The organism is Pseudoalteromonas sp. MM17-2, from assembly GCF_022347945.1.
Classification (GTDB): domain Bacteria; phylum Pseudomonadota; class Gammaproteobacteria; order Enterobacterales; family Alteromonadaceae; genus Pseudoalteromonas; species Pseudoalteromonas ruthenica.
Genome location: NZ_JAKRFV010000022.1, coordinates 1 through 21338 on the forward strand (window position 1 = coordinate 1; position 21338 = coordinate 21338).

25 protein-coding genes and 2 pseudogenes are annotated in these 21338 nt (G+C 46.4%); 10 read left to right on the forward strand and 17 right to left on the reverse strand.

Features of this window, described 5'->3' with window-relative positions:
- Positions 1–383, forward strand: a pseudogene (locus MHM93_RS15680) (transposase); the annotation flags it as partial.
- 409 nt (positions 384–792) lie between these two features.
- Here MHM93_RS15680 and MHM93_RS15685 read toward each other — a convergent pair.
- Together MHM93_RS15685 and MHM93_RS15690 are read right to left on the reverse strand one after the other, a co-directional pair.
- Positions 793–1362 (reverse strand): NAD(P)H-dependent oxidoreductase, encoded by a 570-nt coding sequence (locus tag MHM93_RS15685; protein WP_239449733.1) that lies wholly within the window; start codon positions 1360–1362, stop codon positions 793–795.
- A gap of 63 nt (positions 1363–1425) precedes the next feature.
- On the reverse strand, positions 1426–1785 hold the full coding sequence (locus tag MHM93_RS15690) for a MerR family transcriptional regulator (RefSeq protein ID WP_239449734.1): 360 nt from the start codon (positions 1783–1785) through the stop codon (positions 1426–1428).
- Between the two features lie 211 nt (positions 1786–1996).
- Between MHM93_RS15690 and MHM93_RS15695 the strand changes: the two genes are divergently transcribed.
- The gene (locus MHM93_RS15695; protein ID WP_239449837.1) at positions 1997–3253 is read left to right on the forward strand and encodes a diguanylate cyclase; all 1257 of its coding nucleotides are present in this window, start codon (positions 1997–1999) and stop codon (positions 3251–3253) included.
- 112 nt (positions 3254–3365) lie between these two features.
- Here the strand turns inward: MHM93_RS15695 and MHM93_RS15700 are convergent, their stop codons facing one another.
- The 3 genes from MHM93_RS15700 to MHM93_RS15710 form a co-directional block, all read right to left on the reverse strand.
- A complete protein-coding gene (locus MHM93_RS15700; protein WP_239449735.1) occupies positions 3366–4085 on the reverse strand; it encodes a spondin domain-containing protein in 720 nt (239 codons plus the stop codon).
- 9 nt (positions 4086–4094) lie between these two features.
- Complete coding sequence (locus MHM93_RS15705) at positions 4095–4781, reverse strand: spondin domain-containing protein (protein WP_239449838.1); 687 nt, start codon at positions 4779–4781, stop codon at positions 4095–4097.
- Between the two features lie 279 nt (positions 4782–5060).
- Positions 5061–5738 carry a tellurite resistance TerB family protein gene (locus MHM93_RS15710; RefSeq protein ID WP_239449736.1) on the reverse strand — a complete coding sequence of 226 codons (678 nt, stop codon included), beginning with the start codon at positions 5736–5738 and terminating at the stop codon, positions 5061–5063.
- Positions 5739–6003: 265 nt separating this feature from the next.
- On the opposite strand from MHM93_RS15710, the gene MHM93_RS15715 reads away from it, so the two are divergent.
- On the forward strand, positions 6004–6393 hold the full coding sequence (locus MHM93_RS15715) for a biopolymer transporter ExbD (RefSeq protein WP_022944665.1): 390 nt from the start codon (positions 6004–6006) through the stop codon (positions 6391–6393).
- 52 nt (positions 6394–6445) lie between these two features.
- On the opposite strand, the gene MHM93_RS15720 is transcribed toward MHM93_RS15715, so the two are convergent.
- Positions 6446–7144 carry a transporter substrate-binding domain-containing protein gene (locus MHM93_RS15720; protein WP_239449737.1) on the reverse strand — a complete coding sequence of 233 codons (699 nt, stop codon included), beginning with the start codon at positions 7142–7144 and terminating at the stop codon, positions 6446–6448.
- Between the two features lie 298 nt (positions 7145–7442).
- Between MHM93_RS15720 and MHM93_RS15725 the strand changes: the two genes are divergently transcribed.
- On the forward strand, positions 7443–8309 hold the full coding sequence (locus MHM93_RS15725; protein ID WP_040643106.1) for a tetratricopeptide repeat protein: 867 nt from the start codon (positions 7443–7445) through the stop codon (positions 8307–8309).
- A 33-nt stretch (positions 8310–8342) separates the two neighbouring features.
- Here the strand turns inward: MHM93_RS15725 and MHM93_RS15730 are convergent, their stop codons facing one another.
- The 4 genes and pseudogenes from MHM93_RS15730 to MHM93_RS15745 all read right to left on the reverse strand — a co-directional run.
- Positions 8343–8666: a hypothetical protein gene (locus tag MHM93_RS15730; RefSeq protein ID WP_045980153.1), complete on the reverse strand. Its 324-nt coding sequence runs from the start codon at positions 8664–8666 to the stop codon at positions 8343–8345.
- A 34-nt stretch (positions 8667–8700) separates the two neighbouring features.
- Positions 8701–9216 (reverse strand): nuclear transport factor 2 family protein, encoded by a 516-nt coding sequence (locus tag MHM93_RS15735; protein ID WP_239449738.1) that lies wholly within the window; start codon positions 9214–9216, stop codon positions 8701–8703.
- Between the two features lie 14 nt (positions 9217–9230).
- Complete coding sequence (locus MHM93_RS15740) at positions 9231–9971, reverse strand: ferredoxin--NADP reductase (RefSeq protein ID WP_239384908.1); 741 nt, start codon at positions 9969–9971, stop codon at positions 9231–9233.
- A 187-nt stretch (positions 9972–10158) separates the two neighbouring features.
- Positions 10159–10305, reverse strand: a pseudogene (locus tag MHM93_RS15745) (AraC family transcriptional regulator); the annotation flags it as partial.
- A 129-nt stretch (positions 10306–10434) separates the two neighbouring features.
- On the opposite strand from MHM93_RS15745, the gene MHM93_RS15750 reads away from it, so the two are divergent.
- Positions 10435–11925, forward strand: coding sequence for an OmpA family protein (locus MHM93_RS15750; RefSeq protein WP_239449739.1), 1491 nt, complete (start codon positions 10435–10437; stop codon positions 11923–11925).
- Between the two features lie 145 nt (positions 11926–12070).
- Here the strand turns inward: MHM93_RS15750 and MHM93_RS15755 are convergent, their stop codons facing one another.
- The 7 genes from MHM93_RS15755 to MHM93_RS15785 form a co-directional block, all read right to left on the reverse strand.
- A complete protein-coding gene (locus tag MHM93_RS15755; RefSeq protein WP_239449740.1) occupies positions 12071–12463 on the reverse strand; it encodes a hypothetical protein in 393 nt (130 codons plus the stop codon).
- Positions 12464–12522: 59 nt separating this feature from the next.
- Positions 12523–12915: a hypothetical protein gene (locus MHM93_RS15760; protein ID WP_239449741.1), complete on the reverse strand. Its 393-nt coding sequence runs from the start codon at positions 12913–12915 to the stop codon at positions 12523–12525.
- A gap of 59 nt (positions 12916–12974) precedes the next feature.
- Positions 12975–13367 carry a hypothetical protein gene (locus MHM93_RS15765; protein WP_239449742.1) on the reverse strand — a complete coding sequence of 131 codons (393 nt, stop codon included), beginning with the start codon at positions 13365–13367 and terminating at the stop codon, positions 12975–12977.
- 54 nt (positions 13368–13421) lie between these two features.
- Positions 13422–13733 (reverse strand): hypothetical protein, encoded by a 312-nt coding sequence (locus tag MHM93_RS15770; protein WP_239449743.1) that lies wholly within the window; start codon positions 13731–13733, stop codon positions 13422–13424.
- Between the two features lie 149 nt (positions 13734–13882).
- On the reverse strand, positions 13883–14275 hold the full coding sequence (locus MHM93_RS15775) for a hypothetical protein (RefSeq protein WP_239449744.1): 393 nt from the start codon (positions 14273–14275) through the stop codon (positions 13883–13885).
- A 57-nt stretch (positions 14276–14332) separates the two neighbouring features.
- Entirely contained in the window at positions 14333–14824 is a 492-nt protein-coding gene (locus MHM93_RS15780; protein ID WP_239449745.1) for a hypothetical protein, read from the reverse strand.
- Between the two features lie 7 nt (positions 14825–14831).
- Entirely contained in the window at positions 14832–16277 is a 1446-nt protein-coding gene (locus tag MHM93_RS15785; protein ID WP_239449746.1) for a hypothetical protein, read from the reverse strand.
- Between the two features lie 421 nt (positions 16278–16698).
- Between MHM93_RS15785 and MHM93_RS15790 the strand changes: the two genes are divergently transcribed.
- From MHM93_RS15790 to cyoD, 5 genes are all read left to right on the forward strand, one after another.
- Entirely contained in the window at positions 16699–17097 is a 399-nt protein-coding gene (locus MHM93_RS15790) for a hypothetical protein (RefSeq protein WP_239449747.1), read from the forward strand.
- Between the two features lie 389 nt (positions 17098–17486).
- Positions 17487–18353, forward strand: a complete 867-nt coding sequence (gene cyoA / locus MHM93_RS15795; protein ID WP_239449839.1) for a ubiquinol oxidase subunit II — start codon at positions 17487–17489, stop codon at positions 18351–18353.
- 2 nt (positions 18354–18355) lie between these two features.
- Positions 18356–20344, forward strand: coding sequence for a cytochrome o ubiquinol oxidase subunit I (gene cyoB, locus MHM93_RS15800; RefSeq protein ID WP_239449748.1), 1989 nt, complete (start codon positions 18356–18358; stop codon positions 20342–20344).
- On the forward strand, positions 20341–20970 hold the full coding sequence (gene cyoC, locus MHM93_RS15805) for a cytochrome o ubiquinol oxidase subunit III (RefSeq protein WP_053909576.1): 630 nt from the start codon (positions 20341–20343) through the stop codon (positions 20968–20970). The genes cyoB and cyoC overlap by 4 nt, the downstream gene beginning before the upstream one ends.
- Positions 20967–21323, forward strand: coding sequence for a cytochrome o ubiquinol oxidase subunit IV (gene cyoD / locus MHM93_RS15810; protein WP_239449750.1), 357 nt, complete (start codon positions 20967–20969; stop codon positions 21321–21323). Before cyoC ends, cyoD begins: the two co-directional genes overlap by 4 nt.
- The last annotated feature ends 15 nt before the right edge of the window (positions 21324–21338 follow it).

The window sequence follows — 21338 nt, forward strand, 5'->3', positions numbered from 1 at the left end:
TGCTTTTGGTCAGTCGGTATATTGAACTGAACCCGGTGCGAGCGAACATGGTTGTTCATCCGTCTGAATACCCCTGGTCCAGTTATCGCCATAATGCTTGGGACAAGCAAATAGAGCTGATTACGGAGCATCCTGTCTATCAGGCTCTAGGTAAAGACAAATTGGCTCGAAAGCTGGCGTACCAAGCCTTGTTTAAATCGCAGATGCCAGATTATTGCGTCGCGCAGATCCGAGATGCCCTGCAAAAAACGTGGGTACTGGGGGAGGAGCGTTTTAAGAAACAGATCGAACAGCAGTTGGGGCATACCATTGAGTTAAAAACGCATGGCGGAGACAGGAAGTCGGCATCATTTAACGCTCGGGATAAAAATCAACAACTCTGACCCTTTGGAAACCTAGGTAAAGACAAATCAGCTCGAAAGCTGGCATACCAAGCCTTGCTTAAATCGCAGATGCCGGATTATTCCGTCGCGCAGATTCGAGATGCCCTGCAAAGAACCTGGGTACTGGGGGATGAGCGTTTTAAGAAACAGATTGAGCAGCAGTTGGGGCATACCATTGAGTTAAAAACGCATGGCGGAGACAGGAAATCGGCATCATTTAACGCTCGGGATAAAAATCAACAACTCTGACCCTCTGAAACAAACAACTCTGACCCTTTGAAACAGACCCTTTGAAACAAACAACTCTGACCCTTTGAAACAGACCCTTTGAAACAAACAACTCTGACCCTTTGAAACAAAAGCGTAAACCTGACCCTAGCACTGGAGAAGCTGCTCGAGTCAGTACAAGCTATTTCGCTGCTCGGCCTAATTGCTTTATTTCATTTACCCAAGCAGACTTTTCGGATTCAGAGGCCGCTACAACTGAGCCAAATAAACTCACTGCGCTGGGCTGAAACCCACTGAACTGTAAGGTGAATATATCGAGTTGTGCAATAACCGATGCGGCTTGGTCTTGTAGGCTCTGCGGCGGTGCATCCATGGTTAAGATGATGCGTGAGGTTTTGTCGGTGAGCAGAGGCACGGGTGTATAGCCTTGGTACTTAAATGCGAACCCGGGCAGGAAACTTCTATCAAACAGGCCTTTGAATTTTGCCGGAAGGCTGCCCCACCAAATAGGCGAAACGATCACAACATGATCTGCCCAGGCAATTTGCTGCTGAAATACTTGTAAATCAGGTTCTAAAAGTTGTTCATCATCATAGCCACAATCCAAGCTAGGATTGAATTGCAATGCCGACAGGTTAACTCTTTGGGTATTATTTTGCTCCCTCGCTTCACATTCATAGGTATCTGCTAAGTGTTGGCAAAAGCTTGAGCGTTTTGGGTTAGCGTTAATGATTAGGATATTTTTTGTCATCGGGCGTACTTCCGTAAGGTGAAAACTCGATGACTATCTTAAGCTCTGCCCCTAGGGGCAGAGTCAAGCGTGCTGAATATGGGGGCATGAATCGAGAGTGGATAAACAGCGCTCTACAGCGTCTATACGCTTCAGAATATCGGATTGCTGAGTGAGTAATTTGTTTTTAATTTCAGCTAAAAATCCGTGCACCCGTGACCAATCAAGCGCGCCGTTGTTATAGATAAGCGCACCTTTTAATTCTGCCAAGGTCGCGCCTAAGGCTTTTGTCTCCATAATCAATAACAACACTTCTACATGAGACTTGTTATACACCCTGTAGCGCCCTTGCCTTGGTGGTGCGGTTATTAACCCTCGGGCTTCATACAAACGGATGGCTTTAACAGTTAACCCCGTCCTTTTGGCAACTTCACCTATATACATGATGGTCCTTGTTTTCTTTTATACTTTATAGAAGTTAGGTTTGCGGTTCTAGGCAAACCTAAGCATGCAGGGCGGGTATCTTTTTAAGCCCTTTTTAGGTCTTTTCTAAATAACAATATTTTTGCTTAAGATTCAAATGCAAAGATTGCTTTTAGCGCAAGTAGGGCTAACAATTGAGTTATCGATTGAGCAACAGTTGGAGCGCCGAATAGTGCTACGAAAAATCCTTATCGTAGAAGACACCCCTACTATCGCCCGGGTGCAAAAGCACATTTGTTTGCAAGCGGGCTATGAGGTTGATATCGCTGACTCTAAAGCGAAAGCCGAGGCGCTGATTGCAAAAAACAATTACTTTTGCGCTATTGTCGATTTTATATTGCCCGATGCGCCGCAGGGGGAGGCTATACCTTGTAGTACAAGGGCGAAAATCCCTACCATAGTGATGACCGGCAGCTTAGAGAGCAAAACCCGAGAAATTGTAGACCGCCATCCCATCATTGATTACATCACCAAAGAAAACAAGCAGGCCTATCAGTACCTAAAGCGTCAGCTCGAGCGCTTGCCGCGCAATGAGAAGATAAAGATATTGGTGGTGGATGACTCAGCGACATCCCGAAACTATGTAAGTGGCCTGCTCAAGCGCCATAAATACCAAGTGCTGGAAGCGCGAGACGGCTTAGAGGCTTTGGCCAAGCTGAAGCAGTATAATGATATTTCTGTAATCGTAACTGACCATGAGATGCCGAAAATGCGAGGTGAGGAGCTGTGCATTGAGGTTCGTCGTATTTACACTGAAGAGGATATCGCCATTATCGGTATTTCTGGGGTGGAGTCTTCGCATTTATCGGCGCGATTTTTAAAAAATGGTGCCAACGATTACCTGCGTAAACCTTTTAACCCGGAAGAGTTTTACTGTCGGGTAAGACAAAATGTAGAAATGCTCGAGCAAATTCGTACCATCCGTCGCCAGGCAAACTCGGATTATTTAACCGAACTTCCGAATCGGCGTTATTTTTTTAGCCAAGTGAACAAATCTCTTAAGGCGGCTGCGCAGCAACAGCAACCAAGTATGATTGCCATGTTAGATGTTGATCATTTTAAAGCGGTGAATGATCGCTACGGCCATGATGGTGGCGATGAGGTGCTCAAGGCATTGAGTAAGGCATTATGTGAGCATTTTGATTATGAGCAAGTCGCACGTATGGGCGGTGAGGAATTTGCGGTGTATTTTGCCGTTGAAGAGCCACAGCACTGTTTGCAAAAACTGGAGGCTTTTCGCCACTTTGTGCACACTCAAGGTGCGGCATTAACGCCGCAGAGCATTGCATTTACCGTCTCTATCGGGGCTGCCTACGGCATCAGCGATAATATTGAAGCGTTGATAAAAGCCGCCGACGTGCAGCTTTATCATGCTAAAGACTCTGGCAGAAATACAGTTGCCTATGCCCCGCTTAACACTGACTTGTAAGTACCAAGGTCACATAGCAGGTATTCAGTGCCGTTGCAGTTTGGCGTAAAAAGCTGTGAGTTCACACCCAGCGGTTGTGCTCCTGGGTGTGACGCCTAGATATGAATGTGATTCACTCGGTGCGCGTGATCACCACTTTGATCACCGGGTTGTCAAAGCGATGTTGAGCGCCCAAAGCCGATTGCGCTAAGCCATCATCGGCACTTACCACGCCAGGGTGCAAAGCAACAAAGTTAGTATCGTCTCTTATTGCGTTGAATCCTTCACCCATACCGGCAGGGCCTGGGATAAACTGCGCAAGTTCAGAGTTGCCCTCGGTGCCAGCATCATACCCATGGCCATAGAGCGATATGCTTTGCCCAGCAGCCAGCGGCGTTAAATCCACGGCGTTAACACCCGTAAACGCATCATTGGTATTGACCAACATGGTTGCTAAGGTCAACTTACTATCAGCAACATCCTCTACTGACAGGGTAAATTCATCGGTATGACCAGGGCTGATAGGCGTTTCTCCACCATAGTGTGCAATCACCTCTGTCTTTGCTAGCAGCGCCGAGTTATCGCCCCCTTCAGCAAGTGCTTCGAGAGCAGCTGAAGCCGGCTCACCAATACGCCAAAATTGACCTTGCTGATGCAGTACGCCAGCGATAGGGCTCAATGGTTGTGCTTGCGTTAAGTTGGTCAGTGTCACCTGATAACGATATTGCACCGGCTCTGGCGTGTCCACAGTTGCTCCCGTGGGTTTTGTGTTATCAGAGCCGCAGGCGCTTAAACCAAGCACTATAAGCGCACTTAAACCCAGTGCTCGAGGGAAATGTGTTTGCAAACGCATGCTCACCCCCTACTGCACAGTAATTGTTAGTTTAGCGACAGGGTTCAACCATCGCTGGACGCTGTTATTGATGTCGCTTTTTCCCGCTGATGCACTGTCATCGCCAAGGTTGCCGGGGTGAATGTGCACCAACGTATTGCTCAATTCGTTGGTGACGCCGCTGCCCCCGCTGCCAATGAGTTCCTCTAAAGGCGGCGGAACCGGCATACCAGGCACACCTGGGGCACCGCCGCCGCGTATTTCATCGTTGGCTTCAGTGCCGGCATCATAGGCGTTAAGGTATACATGGTAAGTTCCGGGTTCGCTCGGTACAGGCCAATTGCTAAGGCCAACGAAACCATCATTAGTGGGTAGCATCATCGCCACCAGCGATAAATAGGTATTACTTTCACTGGTGGTGAGGGTGCCTTCGCCACTGTGTCCGGGCGCAAGCAAACCTTGCGCGGGGTTGGCAAGCACATCACCGCCAGCGACTTCTACTTGGTTAACAAGACCGTCGATGGCACCGCCTTCGGCCATGGCTTGTAATTCACTGGAGGCGGCAGTGGCAACGCGAAACAATTCACTGTTGCTATCGTGGGCAGCCACCAGCAGGGGCGTGAAATACATACCTTGGGTTAGGTTTTGCACTCGCACATCAAGTTCAGCAGCGCCCGCAGTGTGGCAAAGTGTGAGCGCAAAAGCGCTCAGGGTCATTTTTGGCAACGATTTCATCTCGAATCCTCTGTTATTCATATGCCGATCACAGCGCGTTTTGCACTGGCAAAGGCAACCTAGTTATGGGAAGTTCGTGAATGCGAATCGGCCGTTTCATCACTCAGCTAAGACAGACCTTGTGGTTCTCAGTTAACTTTCAAATAACATCAATCTTTTTTATTTGTCGGCTCAAATGCCGTGAAAAACCAGGGGGGAGTGTGACTTGATAAATAAACAGAGAGTGACGCCGCGTGGGTCACTCTAGCGTGCACTCAACGGTTACTCACTGGCTAGGCGCGCTTGCTGAGTCAGCTGTTGATGCACATTGTTGACTAATTCCTGTGGGATACAGAGCTTATTTGCTAACGCATCAAGATATTGCCCAGAGATGGGCTGACTCAGGTCTATGGCGCTGGCACTGGCGGCATAGACTTCGATACCTGTTTGTGCATTTGGTACAGCATGAACCAGCTCCGACAAGCTCATGGGCTGGCGCAGCTCATCAAATAACATGGCTTTTTCATGGGTTTGCAAGTCCATGTTTTCTACTTGCGCAAAAATGCGTTGTCGCTCTTGCTCGTCTATATGACCATCGGCGTAGGCGGCTGCAATCATCGCGCGCATCAGCAGCAGTTGACCGCCTTCGTTGTCATCTTCCACAACGTGTTCAAAGCTTTGTTGTTGCATAGGAGTCGAGTGATAATTAAAGTTGCCTGAGCGTTGATGTGCTGTACTTGGTTCAGCAGCTGAACTTTTTTGTGCATACTGCTGGTATGCCTTCCAAGCAAGGCCACCAATGGCGGCAAGGGCACCATACTTCATCACTTTCTTAGAAGTCTTTTTGCCACTTTTGCCAGTGACTAAGCCACTTAGACCACCGCCAGCGACACCGCCTAGAAAGCCGCTTAGTGCACCTGATTTATTTAAACTCCCTACGAGTTTTTGTAAGTCTTTCATTGCCCTTTCCTTATATCCATATTTACTTGGCTACTGTGAGCATAAGTCATGGCTACGTAAATAAAAACAACCAGCTTGTTACAAAACAATACAAAAGTGCGTGAGACAAAGGCAGCTAGAGGTATACACCTCACTGTTTTAATTTTTGCATCGCTAAAAGCACAAAAAGATCATAAAAATAAAATGTTTATACGCTTTTAATGTAACAAAACATTTTCATTCGTGGTCTAGGGTGAATAAGGAGTCTAATAAAAAGGAACATGCTATGAATAGAAAAAGACCGACCAACACCGAAGCGCAAGCTGATATGACCCCAATGCTTGATGTGGTTTTTATCCTGCTTATTTTCTTTGTGGTGACAACCTCATTCGTTCGCGAGCACAGTTTGAGCGTTACTCGCCCCGAGTCTAATTCAGCGGTGTCAGCAGAAAATAAAACCTTGATGATTCAAGTCACTCACAGTAACCATGTGGTGATGGCGGGAAGGAATATCGAGACCTCACAAATCGCCAGCAACATCGCCCGCATATCTGCCACAGAGCCATTCTCTTCGGTTGCCATTCGCGCGCATGAGCAAAGCCGTCATCAGCAAGTTGTGACGGTTATGAATGCTGTTCGAGAAATGGGGCAGTGGCCTATCGCGTTAGTTGATTAACGGCCTGTATTGAACGCCAGTGTCATTAGCCAATATGACACTGGCGCTTTTCTCAAGGTTGGTGGAAGTTTGTAGCGCTCAACGTAGTGAACGAAGCCATTAATCGCTGCTTGATCTGTGGGTCAGATTGCTTATTAATTGCCAAGCATGCAGGGAGATCGCGGCTAAAATTCTCCGGCAGAGCTGCGGTAATATTGTCTGTATCATGCACTGAGGTATTAATTAATAACACATAATCTAACCGCCCATTACGGAGGTTTTGCGTTAATACATCGATATTGGTCGTCACCATGAGGTTTTTGCCTTCGATAAACCCTTGATTGAGTAATAAAGAATGTGCAACCGAGCCACGACTTGCGCCCACTAAGCTCGATTTTGCGTCAGCCAGAGAGCTTGGGGCCAGGTCATGACGGTTTTTGAGCTTATATAGATAAACCTCCAAAGGAGGAACCAAAGGGCATAACCAATCAAAACGCTCACTGCGTGAGGGAGTTTTTAATATGGTAAAAATAAGGGTATTGGCAGAGGATTCTGCTTGTTTGTAGGCGCGCTTCCATGGCAACACTTCAATGCTGTAATCAAGGCCGGCATGATGCATAAGTTGTTGTACGCGCTCGGTGGCATCTCCTCGTACCTGGCCCTGCTTATCAACATAGCTTAACGGCGGCAACTGCTCGGTGACCAAAAAAACCTTATTCTGGGCTATGCTCAAACAGCTCACAAGGGGTAATAATAACAGCCAATACTTCACATCAATCTACTCAATCCTTCGTCCCAAATAAGCCTAGGAGATAAACTAAGTTTTAGCAAAATCAATTAAGTATGGGTTCAGGGACATCTTGCTAAATTATAATCTCACTCCTGTTAATGTTCCTTTGAACCTTTATTGTTGTTAAGCAGGTTAGCCAGTTACTTTTGTAGCTGGCTTTTTTTTGCCTGAAACACAGCAAACTGGCATCATAGGGGCTGAGAGATTTATAAAAAAGGAAATAGGCATGTCTAAGTTAGTTTGCTTTATATTCAGCGGCTTACTTTTTGTTTTTGGCGCTATGGCCAGCAGTTATGCCAATACCCCCGAGTCGGCGCTGCCGGCGCAACAGGCGAAAGGGCTAACACCGAACCAAGAGCAACAAACACAGCAGGTGGTTAAGGATTTAAATGAGCCCATGTATCGCCCGTTGATTGAGCGTTACATCCTTGATGAGCTCAAGGCGGTGCGCCAAGACCAACAGGCTTTGCGTGCCGAATACACCGAAAAGATTGCTCACGCGCAGCTAGAAACCGCTGATCGCGCTATTGTCTACACCACAGACACCATTAACAATGTGTTTTTTATTCTTACCGCGACGGCGTCAATTTTGGTGTTAGTTGGGTGGAACTCACTACGCGATGTAAAAAATAAGGTTGAAGACATTGTTAACTCCCGCGTCAGTGCCATTACCGACGAATATGAAGCGCGCCTAAAAGATTTAGAAGAGCAGCTTCGAGGTCGCTCAGAGGAAATCCTCAACAACCAGAAGAAGATCACCATCACCAACGAAATTCATTCATTGTGGATGCGTGCTAATTTAGAGAGTGACTTTGCTACCAAGGTTGAGATTTACGACGAGATCCTCAATCGTAAGCCTGAAGATGTTGAAGCTATCGCCTACAAGGCGGATGCCTTACTCGAGCTTGGTGATACCCAAGAGGCAATTAGTTTGTGTAATCAGGCGCTAGAAATTGACTCAGATTATGGCTATGCCTATTGGCAGCGAGCTTGTGCATACGCACTAACACACGAGCACAGCGATGCCTTGGCGGATATTCGCATGGCCTTAGACTACTCGCCTAATCTGCGCAACGAGCTGTTGCACGAAAGCGCGTTTGCCAGCTTACATGACAACGATAGCTTTAATGAAATCGTTAATGGCTAAAGGAATTTGGGGGGTGTAGCCGCTGCTACGCCCCTAGCTTGGACGTAAAAATTGGTCGATGGCTTCGGCGAGTTGTTCGTCTAGATGTTCTTCAAAATCACTGCGTTGGCTGCCAAAGTGAGCAAGAAATTGCTCGGCCTGTTGCAGTGATAAGCGCTTATTACGCAGCGTGTAGCTGACTTCATCTTTGCTTTTATCGTAACGTGGCACAAAACGGTAAGTGGCAAATTCGGGAGCGCTGATATGCTGTTGTGCGTAGGCACAAAACCCTTCTATGTGATCTTTGCCATCCGGCCCCAAACATCCCGGTTCAACACGGTATAATAACTGTATCTGTGGTGGGGTGTTTGCTGCCATGGCTTTCCTCAATTACTTGCGCACACCTAGCAGTTTAGCTGGTAGTTTTAAAAAACAACACTTTTTGTACTTTGGCGTCTTTCACTTGATAACTGGTGACCACTTCAGAGCGTTTATCAATAACTTCGGGGTCTGTACTGCACGACTCTGAAAGCTCTTGGTCAATAACAAAACTACCATGAACAATACGCTTGATAGGGGCGGTATTTACACACTGTAATTTTTTAAACATCAAGCCATAGCGGGCTATGAGTTGCTCTTTGCCAGTGAACATCAACTCGTTGGGGAACATATAAAACGCCACATCCTCAGCGAAGTAGCTAATGAAGGTGTCGATGTCTTTGTTGTTATAGGCATCCACCAAGGCATCCACGACTGCAACCGCTTGTTGTTGTTCTTTACTGAGCTTTTTAACCGCTTTCTTTTCGGCTTTTTTGATGGCTTGCTCAAGCGCTTGTTGCTGCGCTGGGTCTTTCTCAAGCGGCGTTTGTTCGCCGAAGGCATTGCCAATAAAGTTTAGGCATAGCAATGACACAATTAGGTATTTCATTTGTTGGTCCTTTTTTACCAATACTGCTCTACGGTGATCTGCCCTGGCGTGCGCCGTCGGTTGCGTTTATAGCCAAGTTCTTGAAGGCAGGCACTGGTGTCTTTTACCATCTCAGGGTTACCGCAGATCATAAACTGTGCCACATCTGGGCTGGCACTGAGCTGAACATGGTCAAAAAGTTTGCCACTTTTTATTAACCCGGGAATACGCTCACTCAACATGCCATCGACATTTTCGCGGGTGACCACGGGCACATAGTGTAGTTGTGGATACTGCTGTTGCAGCTGTTTAACCAGTGCTTGATAGCTTAAATCTTGCTGCTCTCTTACGCAGTGTACCAACACCACGTGAGTAAATTTTTGCCATACATGGGGCTGTTGCAGTATTGATAAAAACGGGCCAATCGCGGTGCCGGTACTAAGCATGTACACTTGCTCGCTGCTGGGCACTTCATCAAGTGTGAAAAAGCCCGTACTCTGCTCGGCGATGCGTACCTCATCACCGGGTTGTAAGTTGGCCAGCGCTTCAGATAGGGCACCATCGTCAACCTTAATTAAGTAAAACTCGAGGTCATCACTGCTAGGAGGGTTTACAAACGAATAGGCTCGGGCCACACGCTCACCGTCTACCTCTAACGCAAGCTTAGTGTATTGCCCCGCAGTAAAAGGGGCGATGTCGGCGTGGACCACCAGCGAGAATAACTTATCATTCCACCACTTCACTCGGGTCACTTTTGCGCTCAGCCAATTAGCCATTTCGCCTCCAGTAATGTCTTTTTACTCAATAAGTTAACTTTGGCAACTGTGAGCTATAAAGTCAATGAGTTTTAATTTTTGGTACAGTTGCTATAAAGCGCCAACAGTATCAGTATAGCGCTGTGCGGCTGCTCTGGCGTGGTTGCTGTGTAAAGCTCTAATAGTGCCCGGGAGAAGGTTCCGATGTTTAGATCAGTGCGCGCTGCTGTAGCCGCGCGCGAAACTGGCTTGGGGTGCAGTTCTTTATTGTTTGAAAGCGTCGGTTAAAATTAGAAATGTTATTGAATCCACATTGAGCGGAGATCACCGTAATCGGCGAAGAGGTATTAATGAGTACTCAGTTGTGGCAGTAAGACAAGTGCAGGGCGGTGCTCCCCGCCTTTTTGCTTTCGCTACTGAAACTAGTTGATTTAAATACGGTAATAAGTATTAATAAGGCTAATTATATTTAAGGATGAAAATAATGGTTCGCTTGCTCTTTACCTTCGCTTTACTGTTACTTACCACTTCTAGCCTTGCGCAAAGTAATCTATTCGTCGACAAATACAAAGGCGGCCGCACCAAGGCTGACGCCCATTACAGCTATATGCCTGTGTTAGTGCTAGGCAAAGGCGATCAACGTATAGAGTTAGCGGGGGAGTATCGCGCTTACATGCAGGAGATTGAGCCTAGCGCTAAGCTCGGCTTTTCACACCTACTTGCTGATGTTAAAGCCAAGCTGGAGGCTAAGGGTTTTAGCATACAGGTTTATTGCGTTCAGGAGTGTGATAAACGTACTTACGCCCGGCTAATTGATGATACCTTTCGCGATACAGTGTTGTATCGCTTAGGTTATTACAATGTGCAGGAAAACCGATTTGGCTATCTGTCAGCGATGAAAACAGTGAATGAGCAGCCACGTGCAGTTATGCTGTTTGCTAAACAAGAGCGCAGCGGAGGGCTTTCCTTAGGCTATGAGCAAATTGCATCGTTGCCTATGCCTAATGCGGGTCTTAGCGTGCAGCAAGACTTTGAGATTGATGCGTTGGATTTTAGTCAGCTAAAAGCCAAGGAAAAAGATGCAAAAGGCAGTGCTGATCACCCATTAATCGAGCGCTTCCCTGGCAGTTATATCAAAAGCAGCGGCGTGAGTGATTATGAACCCTATCCGTTAATTGTCGGTCAGTATAAAAAATCAATTCCGGTGCGCACCGTCGGCGGTAAAGTGACCACGCTAAATTACCGTATTGATAAAACGGTTGGACCTTATGCAGTCCATAAAAACTACATGAATGCACTGACCCAAGCTGGGTTCACTATTATTTATGAGTGCCAAGCACGTAGTTGTGGCAACTATATTTTGCGTGATAATTACCGCGATACCATTTTTGCTAAGCGTCATGATTCTGATATCTATAACATGACTGAAAAAAGCAACTTTTACTTGTTCACAGCTGAGAAAGACACACCTCATGGCAAGCTATACACATCGATGTACAGCCTACAACGTAGGGCCAAGGAAAGTGTAGAGTTGGTGGTTGATATTATTGAAGAAAAAGGAGTTAGCCACGTAGCTTTAAATATCGACAGTGATAATCTTTTAAAAGAAATACAAAACACAGGCAGTGTTTCTTTGTATGGTATTGAGTTTGATTTTAATAAACACACCATTAAACCTAGCTCAAAAGCGCAATTGGATGAAATTGCAAAGTTCTTAACGCAAAGGACTGATGTTTCTTTGTATGTGGTTGGTCACACCGATAACAAAGGTGCATTTGACTACAACCAAGACTTAGCGAGTCGACGCGCTCAAGAAGTGGTGAATACCCTAGTTCGTGATTACCAAATAACCCAACAGCGATTGCAAGCGGTGGGTGTCGGGCCAGTCGCTCCGTTGGCTGCAAACGATAATGACGATAATATGCAGCGTAACCGTCGCGTTGAATTGGTACTTAAAGCACCCATGTTCCTATAACCAAGCAGTTAGCTCTGCATCAGGTTGCAGGGCGCTATGGTTGATTATAAGTTGTTCTGCGGCCTTGTTTTACAAAAGCACTGGTCAATTATACAAGAAGTGCTGGGCCAGAACCAAAGACTCAATAATATTGGCAGAGCGTAAATTAATCGAAATGAGGGCGCAGCTGTTCACGCATTTCCATCATATTGCCAGGGTGGATTTGCCAGCGGTTTTTATCTTCAAATTCAAAATCGATTTTAAAGCGCTCTTTTTCACCATCCATTTGAAACAGCAGTTTTATAAAACGCCAGTCGCATTGTTCATAAACTTCCTCGCGGAATTCACGAAGAGTATTGCTAAGTAGCAACATGTCCTCTTCTATTCTGGCTGTTGCGGGTTCAACTTCGTCGCCATTATATAAAAAGCCGGAGTTAGCTATATGGCCATCATTGAATTCGAAAACAAACGTAAACGCTGTCCATAGGTTCTCTGCTACGTCCTCACAACGTAGGAAGAGATCAGCAATGTATTGGAGTCGTTCCATTGGTATATTCATACGGTGTCCTCTTGTAGGCGTTTGATGCATAAAATCGACAAACAACGCCAAAATAGCGATTAATCGAACTGAGGACGCAACTGCTCAGGCATTTCCGTCATATTGCCAGGGTGAATTTCCCAGCGGCTTTTATCTTCAAACTCAAAGTCGATTTTAAAGCGCCCGGTTTCGCTTTCCATTTGAAACAGCAGTTTTATAAAACGCCAATCGCATTGCTCATAAACTTCCTCACGAAATTCACGAAGAGTATTGCTAAGCAGTAACATATCCTCTTCGATTCTTGCTGTTGCTGGACGAATAGCATCTCCGTTGTATAGAAAACCAGAGTTGGCCATATGGCCTTCGTTAAACTCAAAGACAAACGCAAGCTCCGTCCATGGGGTCTCTTTAACCTTTTTACAGCGTAAAAACAGATCGGCAATGTACTGGAGTCTTTCTGCTGGTATATTCATACAGTGTCCTCTTATAGGAGTTTGATGCATTAAACCGACAACCAACGCCAAAGTAGCAATTAATCGAAATGAGGGCGCAGCTGTTCACGCATTTCCATCATATTACCAGGGTGGATTTCCCAGCGGTTTTTATCTTCGAACTCAAAATCGATTTTAAAGCGCTCTGTTTCACCATCCATTTGAAACAGCAGTTTTATGAAACGCCAGTCGCATTGTTCATAAATTTCCTCACGGAATTCACGCAAAGTATTGCGTAGTAATAGAGGCTCCTCTTCAATGCTTGCTGAAGCGGGACGCACTGCCTCACCGTTATAAAGGAAACCGGAGTTGGCTACATGACCTTCACTAAATTCAAAGACAAAAGCCAATTCTGTCCATGGGTTTTGCTCTACTTTCTTACAACGCAGGAAGAGATCGGCAATATATTGGAGTCGTTCTGCTGGTATATTCATATTGTTCTCGTATCAGCGCTCTCGGGCCTTGCTAAATTGAGCTCAAAGCATGGCTTACGTTAAGAGTTCTTCGAAGATCACATCGATATTTGCTAAGAATTCGTTATGAATTGGCGCAGTAAAATATCTGGAAGCTAGGACTCCAAAAGTAAAAACCTTTCCTTCAGAAAGCTCGTCTCTAGGGTTCTTCTCATATTGAGCGCAGGCCAAAATAAACGCCAGTTGCGCCATTATCTCGGGCTTAACGCTGGCAATTGAGTCATCCGTTTCCAGCTTGAGTAACCTCAACGCATTTCGAGTCGCGCTCTCAAGTCTTATGAAATTCATTGTGCCAGTGCCTTGGGCTTTGAGATCTGATCCTGTCATTTCACAAGGCATTCAATAACAAGGCCTTTTTATTAAGTTTCTAAGAGATGATTAACAATGTCAACGGTTTTGCTGTACGAAAAGTACCAGACTGATTGGCTGATACTTTTCGCAATCGAAGACCTATAGTAGGCACATCAGAATAGGCATTAATCGAAATGAGGGCGCAGCTCTTCTCGCATCTCCATCATATTACCTGGGTGGATTTCCCAGCGGCTTTTATCTTCAAACTCAAAATCGATTTTAAAGCGCCCAGTTTCGCTTTCCATTTGGAACAATAACTTTATAAAACGCCAGTCGCATTGCTCATAAACTTCCTCACGGAATTCGAGCAGAGTGTCGTCTAACAACAAAGGATCGTCTTCTATTTCGGCAGAGGCAGGGCGTACTGCTTCTCCGTTATATAAGAAACCAGAGTTGGCCATATGACCTTCATTAAACTCGAAAACAAAGGCTAATTCTGTCCAAGGGTTTTGTTCTGCTCTCTCACAGCGTAAGAATAGGTCTGCAATGTACTGTAGTCTTTCTGCTGGTATAGTCATAAACCCTCTTATGAGCGCTTCAGTCGCTTTTCGCTATTTCTATCTATATTAGAGCGTTCAAGCGTTTTTATAGTTTTGGGCTATACGCTTGAGTTCAGCAAGAATACCCTGCTCTATTAGTGACACGTAAGGCAGTTGTAGCTCTGTGTAGTTTGATACATCATCAGGTATTGAGAGATTTATCAACGTAATTCCCTTTTCACCTTCTGCCATGCAATTCGGTGAGAAGCGCACTTTTAATTCTTGCCTATCAAAACTATTCTTAACATGACGTGTGTCAGCAGATAATCCACCCTCGCTCGGTAGTTTCATAAAGCCATTTTCTATGACGTCTACCACCCAATCGAGTGAACTTAATGGGAGGCTAAAGGTGCTTTGAATAACACTTTTTTTCAAAAAAGCTTGCTGTGCCTCGTTCAACTTACTCTCATTAAAAAAAATAAGAGAATCTTTCCCTTCAATTATATACATTAATTTTTGAGGGCCAAAATAATTAGGAAAGGTTTTAACTAAACGATATTCAGAAGGAAGGTTATTAATATCCAGCATATATTTATTACCCTTTTATCGGCTTCGCAGGAACGCGAATAATAGCACCTAAGCTAGGGTCTTCTAGTTCGGCGATTGTTTTAGGGGAGCGCTCTAGTGTAATGCTCTCTAGCGTACCATGTTGATTTGCTGGAACATATCCAGAGTTGCCATTAGTCTTTGTTAGACCATCGCCGGAGAACCACTTGTTTGTGCCAATTTCACAGGTGTACTCGTGGCGGCAAAGGAATTTCTCTTTTTCATTTTTATCTTTAAAGTAGTTATTTGAAAAAGCTTTAACGTGCTCTTTATCGTATTGGTTTAGCTTTGCTTTTTCAAAGTCGTCCATAATTTTGCTGTACTCTTTAGAGTACTCTGGAGTCATGACCTCTTTTAACTTCTCTGGGGAGTGTTCATTTTTTTCCGATAAGTTTTTATTGCTAAATTCCTTAACACCCACGTCCTTCATCCGATCATAGGTTGGTACAAAGGTATAAGAGTCTTCGTTTTCCAAGTACTTTTCTTGGTCTACGATAATAACTTCCCACTCGGCATCCTCTTTCCAATTCATACCATTTAAATCGTTCAGCAGTTTAGGGTCTGTATCAGCATTTTCCATTTGGTCAAAGGTAGTGGTCCAAGTGGTTGTACGCCCCGACTCACGTTCAAAACCAAGCTTATCGTTAGGTCCTTTCTTTTCTTGTAAGGTGACAATAAAGCGCTCTTTTACAACGCCCTTTGCGGCTAAGGCTTCTAATTCACTCTGTGAATATTTAGGTTGATATTCGCCGGTCTCTTCTAGACGTTTACGCGCATCCGCCAAGCGCTGCACACACTCTTCCATGCTTTGCGGTGGGGCCTTTTTCGGTGCTGGCGCTTTTTTCGCGCTTGCTTCACTTGCTTGCGGTTCGCTCGCTTTGCTGGTATCCGCTTTTTTGCCTGCGCCGGTGACCACTGGGGCTGAGCTTGTGGAGCTGGGGGCAGGTGCCTTTTTCTTTGGGCTTGCCAAATCGGCGCCGCTGCTGCGCTTTGGTGCGCTTGAGCCAGCGGCATCGCTACTGCGTGTTTTATCTGATTTTTGCAGCTGTTGTTTAACCACATTAGGGTGCTCGGCAATATCCCACAATTCGAATATCACTAAGCGTTCATCCACCAAAGCTTCGGCCACCTCGTTAAGCTGTGAAGTGACTGGCTTATAGCCTGAGCCGAAGCTGGTGATATGTAAATAGTCGAACAAGGTGCTAATAATAAACTGACTATTGCGCCATGGGTCGAGATCATGCAAAAACTGCTCGGCGAATACACGCCCGGACCGAAATGCATAGATGGGATGGGGAAGCATAGGATCATCGGGGATATGTTCAGGGCGACACACCAAATGAGGGTGACCAAAACTGCAATACACAATGTAACCGCGAGCAAATGCCGCAGGCGTTACTGGGTTGTAATCCTTGACAAGACTAGAGCTTTCCATAGCACACATAAATTGTTTTTAACTGGCGACAATATTACCCGATATGATGCCTAAAAAAAAGCACAATAAAAAGAAAGCGCCCAGTCAGGGCGCTTATTCTACGCTATGGTGAAGGGGGGCCAATTCCTATGCACACCCCCTGTTTGAATCCAATTAGAGAGGAACAAAAGGTGGTTGCAATTGCAAACCCTTCGCACGCTTTTACGGAACTTTATAAATAGAGCGATCACTTTTATTTTAAAAAAATAACAATCGCGTCTATCTCGCGGCCAGAGAACTAGCACCTTGCTTTAATGCGCGGACTTAGGTGATTTGTTAGTTGCAACCTAGCATGCCTTTGTTATACTCGGCGCGAACTTTCAGTAAGTAGTGAAAGTTCCTAACCAATATTTCGCAATTAAACCCGAAGTGGATGTACACAGTGCTTTCAGTTAACACGAACAATTCAACCTTGCTAACGCAACCGCTGGTGTTGGGCGCGTGCTTTGGTCGTGGTATTGTGCTTGCTTGTGTACTCTTTGCGCTTAATACGGCGTTGTTGCTCAGCGGCTCCCTTGGAGATGCCATTGAGCTTGAAGCGCTAATGGGCGAAGGTTTAAGCCAAGAGCCTTGGTTGGTGGCGGCGATGCAGTTTTTTGCCCAGCCGGTGCTTAGCGCCCAGTTGTTAATTGGTTTATGTTGGTTATTGTTTCACTTTTTTGCGCCTAGGCGCGCAGCCATTTCGCTGCGTAAAGCGGCGTTTGACTTTGTCGCCCCCACCCGTTGCCAGAATCCTCAAGGCGCGCATGGGTGCCGCGCTCCTCCATCATTTGCCGGTTGATTGTTTTTAGTTGCTACCACTCAGGAAATGCGTGTCCTTGGTAGCGACCTCAGTGCGTCTGCTTAATTTTTGTCACTGACCACAGTCAACCCACCGCAGTGTTATTCGCGGTGCCTCGGGCAGCAATGCTAATCTATCTCTGCACACTCTACATTAGTGAAGGTCAAGCTATACGCTGACTCAGTCGCCCATGCTGCGGCTGCAGAGAACCTTTGGCAAAGCAGCATTTTTGCATCTTTAAAATGCTCCCTTAACCGCGAATTTCGCTCTTTAAGCGCTGTATTTATGCGCTTGAAGTAGCTCAGGCCACTTTGTGGCGAGGTTTAACCTTTAGGTTGTAGGGTAATGTTTTGTTAACTCGAAAACTCTTTTCATTCGCTTTCGCTCTTATGGTGTTGGTGCTCAGTGGCTGTAGTGGCGGAGTGCTGGACCCCAAGGGGCAAATTGGCATTGATGAGAAAAATCTCATTATTATTGCCACCGTTCTGATGTTGGTTGTGGTGATCCCGGTGATCATCATGACTTTGTATTTTGCCTGGAAATATCGCGATGGTCGCGACCATGAGATCTATGCCCCGAAATGGGCGCACTCTAGCAAAATAGAAGCGGCGGTGTGGACCATTCCCATCGTTATTATCATTGTGCTTGGGGTGATCACTTGGCGCTCTACACAAGCACTTGACCCATACAAGCCGCTGGCCGGTAAAGGGAAGCACTTAACCGTGCAGGTGGTGTCGCTAAATTGGAAGTGGCTATTTATCTACCCTGAGCAGGGTATTGCCACGGTCAATGAGCTGGTGTTTCCAGCCAATGTGCCGGTGGAATATAAAATCACCTCGCAAAGTACCATGAACTCCTTTTTTATTCCCCAGCTGGGGAGCCAAATTTACTCCATGGCGGGCATGGAAACCCAGCTACACCTGATTGCCAACGAGCCTGGTACATTCAAAGGCTTTTCAGCTAACTACAGTGGCGCCGGGTTTAGCGGTATGAAGTTTAATGCCATTGCCACCCCCACACAGGCCGACTTTGATACCTGGGTTGCCAATGTCAAAGCCAAAGGGACTAAGTTAGACCAACACAGCTACGAGGCGTTAACCCAACCCAGTGAATATCATCCGGTGAGCTATTACAGCGAGGTGGAGCAGGGGCTGTTTCACAGCATTGTGATGAAGTACATGCAAGGTCACGGTGAAATGAATTACTACGCCAAGCCCGAGCATGCGGCGCATAACCAACATCGCGTCGAGGAGTGAAAATGAATCTATTTGGAAAACTATCAATTGAGGCCATTCCATACCACGAGCCCATTATTATGGTGACTTTGTCGGTTGTGGCTGTACTGGGGTTGCTGCTTGCAGCGGCGATGACAAAATATCAAAAATGGGGCGTGCTATGGCGAGATTGGATCACCTCCATTGACCATAAACGATTGGGCATGATGTACATAACCCTTGCCCTGATCATGTTATTCCGTGGTTTTGCTGACGCTATTATGATGCGTACTCAGCTGGCCATGGCTACCGGCGGAGCGGCCGGGTACTTACCCCCTGAGCACTACGACCAAATCTTTACCGCACACGGCGTGATCATGATTATCTTTATGGCGATGCCGTTTATGATTGGGTTGATGAACATTGTAGTGCCACTGCAAATCGGTGCCCGCGATGTGGCCTTCCCATTTTTAAACAACCTGAGCTTCTGGCTTACGGCGGGCGGCGCAATACTGATTAATTTATCCCTGGGGCTTGGCGAATTTGCGAAGACTGGGTGGGTCGCCTATCCGCCGCTATCAGAGTTATCCTTTAGCCCCGGTGTGGGAGTCGATTATTATATTTGGGCGTTGCAGATATCAGGCTTGGGTACTTTGCTAACGGCGGTAAACTTCTTGGTGACGGTATTTAAAATGCGTGCGCCGGGCATGAGTTTGATGAAAATGCCTATTTTTACTTGGGCATGCACCTGGGCGAATATTCTTATTGCCGCATCGTTCCCCATCTTAACAGCGGTGCTAGCCATGCTTACTCTAGATAGATACATGGATTTCCACTTCTTCACCAATGAAGCAGGTGGTAATGCCATGATGTATATCAACTTATTTTGGGCATGGGGTCACCCTGAGGTTTATATTCTGATTTTGCCAGCGTTTGGCATTTTTTCTGAAGTGATCTCGACTTTCACTGGCAAGCGTTTGTTTGGCTACAAGTCCATGGTTTATGCCAGTGGTGCAATTTCCATTTTGGGCTTTATCGTCTGGCTGCATCACTTTTTCACTATGGGCTCCAGTGCCAACGTAAATGCCTTCTTCGGGGTGATGACCATGGTCATTGCGGTGCCTACTGGGGTGAAGCTGTTTAACTGGCTATTTACCATGTACCGAGGGCGTCTGCGCATCACCGTGCCGGTGCTATGGACCATTGGCTTTATGATCACCTTTACCGTGGGCGGTATGACCGGCGTGTTGTTGGCCATTCCCGGCGCAGACTACGTGCTTCATAACAGCTTGTTTCTGATTGCGCACTTTCACAACACCATTATTGGTGGCGCGGTTTTTGGCTACCTTGCCGGCTTTGCTTATTGGTTCCCTAAAGCCATGGGCTACAAGCTGGATGAACGTTGGGGTAAGGCGTCATTCTGGTGTTGGCTGGTGGGCTTCTTTGTTGCCTTCATGCCGCTGTATGTACTGGGCTTTTTAGGTATGACACGACGCCTAAACCACACCAACAACCCAGATTGGAACATCTGGCTGTACATTGCCTTTGTCGGTGCAGTGATCATTATGTTTGGCATCCTATTTCAGGTGATCCAACTAGTGGTGAGTTATAAGAACCGAGCGCAATTGCAAGATACCACTGGCGACCCTTGGAATGGCCATACCTTAGAGTGGTCTACGGCATCACCGCCCCAGTACTACAACTTCGCGAACACCCCGGTGGTACGTGATATTGATGCTTGGACCGACACCAAAGAGCAAGGTCAGGCTTACCAGCAAGGACAACATTATGCGCCCATCCACATGCCGAAAAACACCTCAGCTGGCGTGCTTATGAGCGCCGCGCTTACGGCATTTTGCTTCGCCATGATTTGGCATATTTGGTGGCTTGCCATTGCCGGCCTTGGCGCCGCCATAACCGTGTTTATTAAGCGTTGTTACAGCAATGACGTTGATTACTATGTGCCGGTGGCCGAAATTGAAGCCATCGAGTCAGCCCATATCCACCATGCAACTGCGGAGGGTCGCTCATGAGTGCCACTACATCAACCGCTATTCACACCTTAGGTGAGGCGCATCACCCCGATTGTGCGCACCACGATACATCAAGCAATACCGTGTTTGGTTTTTGGTTATACCTGATGACCGATTGCCTGTTATTCGCGTCATTTTTTGCCACCTATGCGGTGCTGTACATGAACACCGCCGGCGGGGTTTCCGGCAAAGATATCTTTGAGCTTGACTTTGTTGCCCTAGAAACGGCGGCCTTGTTGCTCAGCAGTATTACCTTTGGTTTTGCTATGATAACCGCCAAGGCGCAAAAACAGGCCGCTACATTGAGCTGGTTGGCGGTTACTTTTGCCCTAGGGGCGGTGTTCATCGCTATGGAAGTGTATGAGTTTCATCACTTAATTGCCGCTGGCAATGGCCCACAACAAAGTGCGTTTTTAACTTCGTTTTTCTCTTTAGTGGGGCTGCATGGCCTGCATGTGAGTGCAGGGTTGATTTGGATGAGCGTGATGATGATTGAGGTGCTACGCCGGGGGCTTAAGGGGCAAACGGTGACGCGATTAAGCTGTTTAAGCTTATTTTGGCACTTTTTGGATATTGTCTGGATTTGTGTATTTACCGTGGTGTATCTAATGGGGGTGATGTCATGAGTCACAGTGAAACTCACGCGATGGATAAGCTCGAGGCAGTCGCAGAGCAAGGTCTAGTTAATCACGCTAAGGATTATGTCATTGGTTTTGTACTCTCGGTATTACTTACCGGCGCACCGTTTTGGGCGGTGAGCAGTGGGGTGCTATCCACAACCAGTACCTTGGCCACTGTGGTGGTGGCAGCCATAGTGCAAATTTGCGTGCATTTAAAATACTTTTTGCACCTTAACTTTGTTAGTGAAGAAGGCAAAGCGAATAGTATCTCCTTTATTTTTAGTGCCCTTATCATCGTTATGGTGGTTGGCTTATCGGTGTGGATCATTTATGAGTCCAACGCCATGATGATGTACTAACGGCGAGGTCGTGCT

Bases quoted from the DNA above. Each gene is read 5' to 3' on its own strand.
- MHM93_RS15685 (WP_239449733.1), bottom strand. From the start codon at position 1,362: ATGACAAAAAATATCCTAATCATTAACGCTAACCCAAAACGCTCAAGC.
- MHM93_RS15690 (WP_239449734.1), bottom strand. From the start codon at position 1,785: ATGTATATAGGTGAAGTTGCCAAAAGGACGGGGTTAACTGTTAAAGCC.
- MHM93_RS15700 (WP_239449735.1), bottom strand. From the start codon at position 4,085: ATGCGTTTGCAAACACATTTCCCTCGAGCACTGGGTTTAAGTGCGCTT.
- MHM93_RS15705 (WP_239449838.1), bottom strand. From the start codon at position 4,781: ATGACCCTGAGCGCTTTTGCGCTCACACTTTGCCACACTGCGGGCGCT.
- MHM93_RS15710 (WP_239449736.1), bottom strand. From the start codon at position 5,738: ATGAAAGACTTACAAAAACTCGTAGGGAGTTTAAATAAATCAGGTGCA.
- MHM93_RS15715 (WP_022944665.1), top strand. From the start codon at position 6,004: ATGAATAGAAAAAGACCGACCAACACCGAAGCGCAAGCTGATATGACC.
- MHM93_RS15725 (WP_040643106.1), top strand. From the start codon at position 7,443: ATGGCCAGCAGTTATGCCAATACCCCCGAGTCGGCGCTGCCGGCGCAA.
- MHM93_RS15730 (WP_045980153.1), bottom strand. From the start codon at position 8,666: ATGGCAGCAAACACCCCACCACAGATACAGTTATTATACCGTGTTGAA.
- MHM93_RS15735 (WP_239449738.1), bottom strand. From the start codon at position 9,216: ATGAAATACCTAATTGTGTCATTGCTATGCCTAAACTTTATTGGCAAT.
- MHM93_RS15740 (WP_239384908.1), bottom strand. From the start codon at position 9,971: ATGGCTAATTGGCTGAGCGCAAAAGTGACCCGAGTGAAGTGGTGGAAT.
- MHM93_RS15750 (WP_239449739.1), top strand. From the start codon at position 10,435: ATGGTTCGCTTGCTCTTTACCTTCGCTTTACTGTTACTTACCACTTCT.
- MHM93_RS15755 (WP_239449740.1), bottom strand. From the start codon at position 12,463: ATGAATATACCAATGGAACGACTCCAATACATTGCTGATCTCTTCCTA.
- MHM93_RS15760 (WP_239449741.1), bottom strand. From the start codon at position 12,915: ATGAATATACCAGCAGAAAGACTCCAGTACATTGCCGATCTGTTTTTA.
- MHM93_RS15765 (WP_239449742.1), bottom strand. From the start codon at position 13,367: ATGAATATACCAGCAGAACGACTCCAATATATTGCCGATCTCTTCCTG.
- MHM93_RS15770 (WP_239449743.1), bottom strand. From the start codon at position 13,733: ATGACAGGATCAGATCTCAAAGCCCAAGGCACTGGCACAATGAATTTC.
- MHM93_RS15775 (WP_239449744.1), bottom strand. From the start codon at position 14,275: ATGACTATACCAGCAGAAAGACTACAGTACATTGCAGACCTATTCTTA.
- MHM93_RS15780 (WP_239449745.1), bottom strand. From the start codon at position 14,824: ATGCTGGATATTAATAACCTTCCTTCTGAATATCGTTTAGTTAAAACC.
- MHM93_RS15785 (WP_239449746.1), bottom strand. From the start codon at position 16,277: ATGGAAAGCTCTAGTCTTGTCAAGGATTACAACCCAGTAACGCCTGCG.
- cyoA (WP_239449839.1), top strand. From the start codon at position 17,487: ATGGTGTTGGTGCTCAGTGGCTGTAGTGGCGGAGTGCTGGACCCCAAG.
- cyoB (WP_239449748.1), top strand. From the start codon at position 18,356: ATGAATCTATTTGGAAAACTATCAATTGAGGCCATTCCATACCACGAG.
- cyoC (WP_053909576.1), top strand. From the start codon at position 20,341: ATGAGTGCCACTACATCAACCGCTATTCACACCTTAGGTGAGGCGCAT.
- cyoD (WP_239449750.1), top strand. From the start codon at position 20,967: ATGAGTCACAGTGAAACTCACGCGATGGATAAGCTCGAGGCAGTCGCA.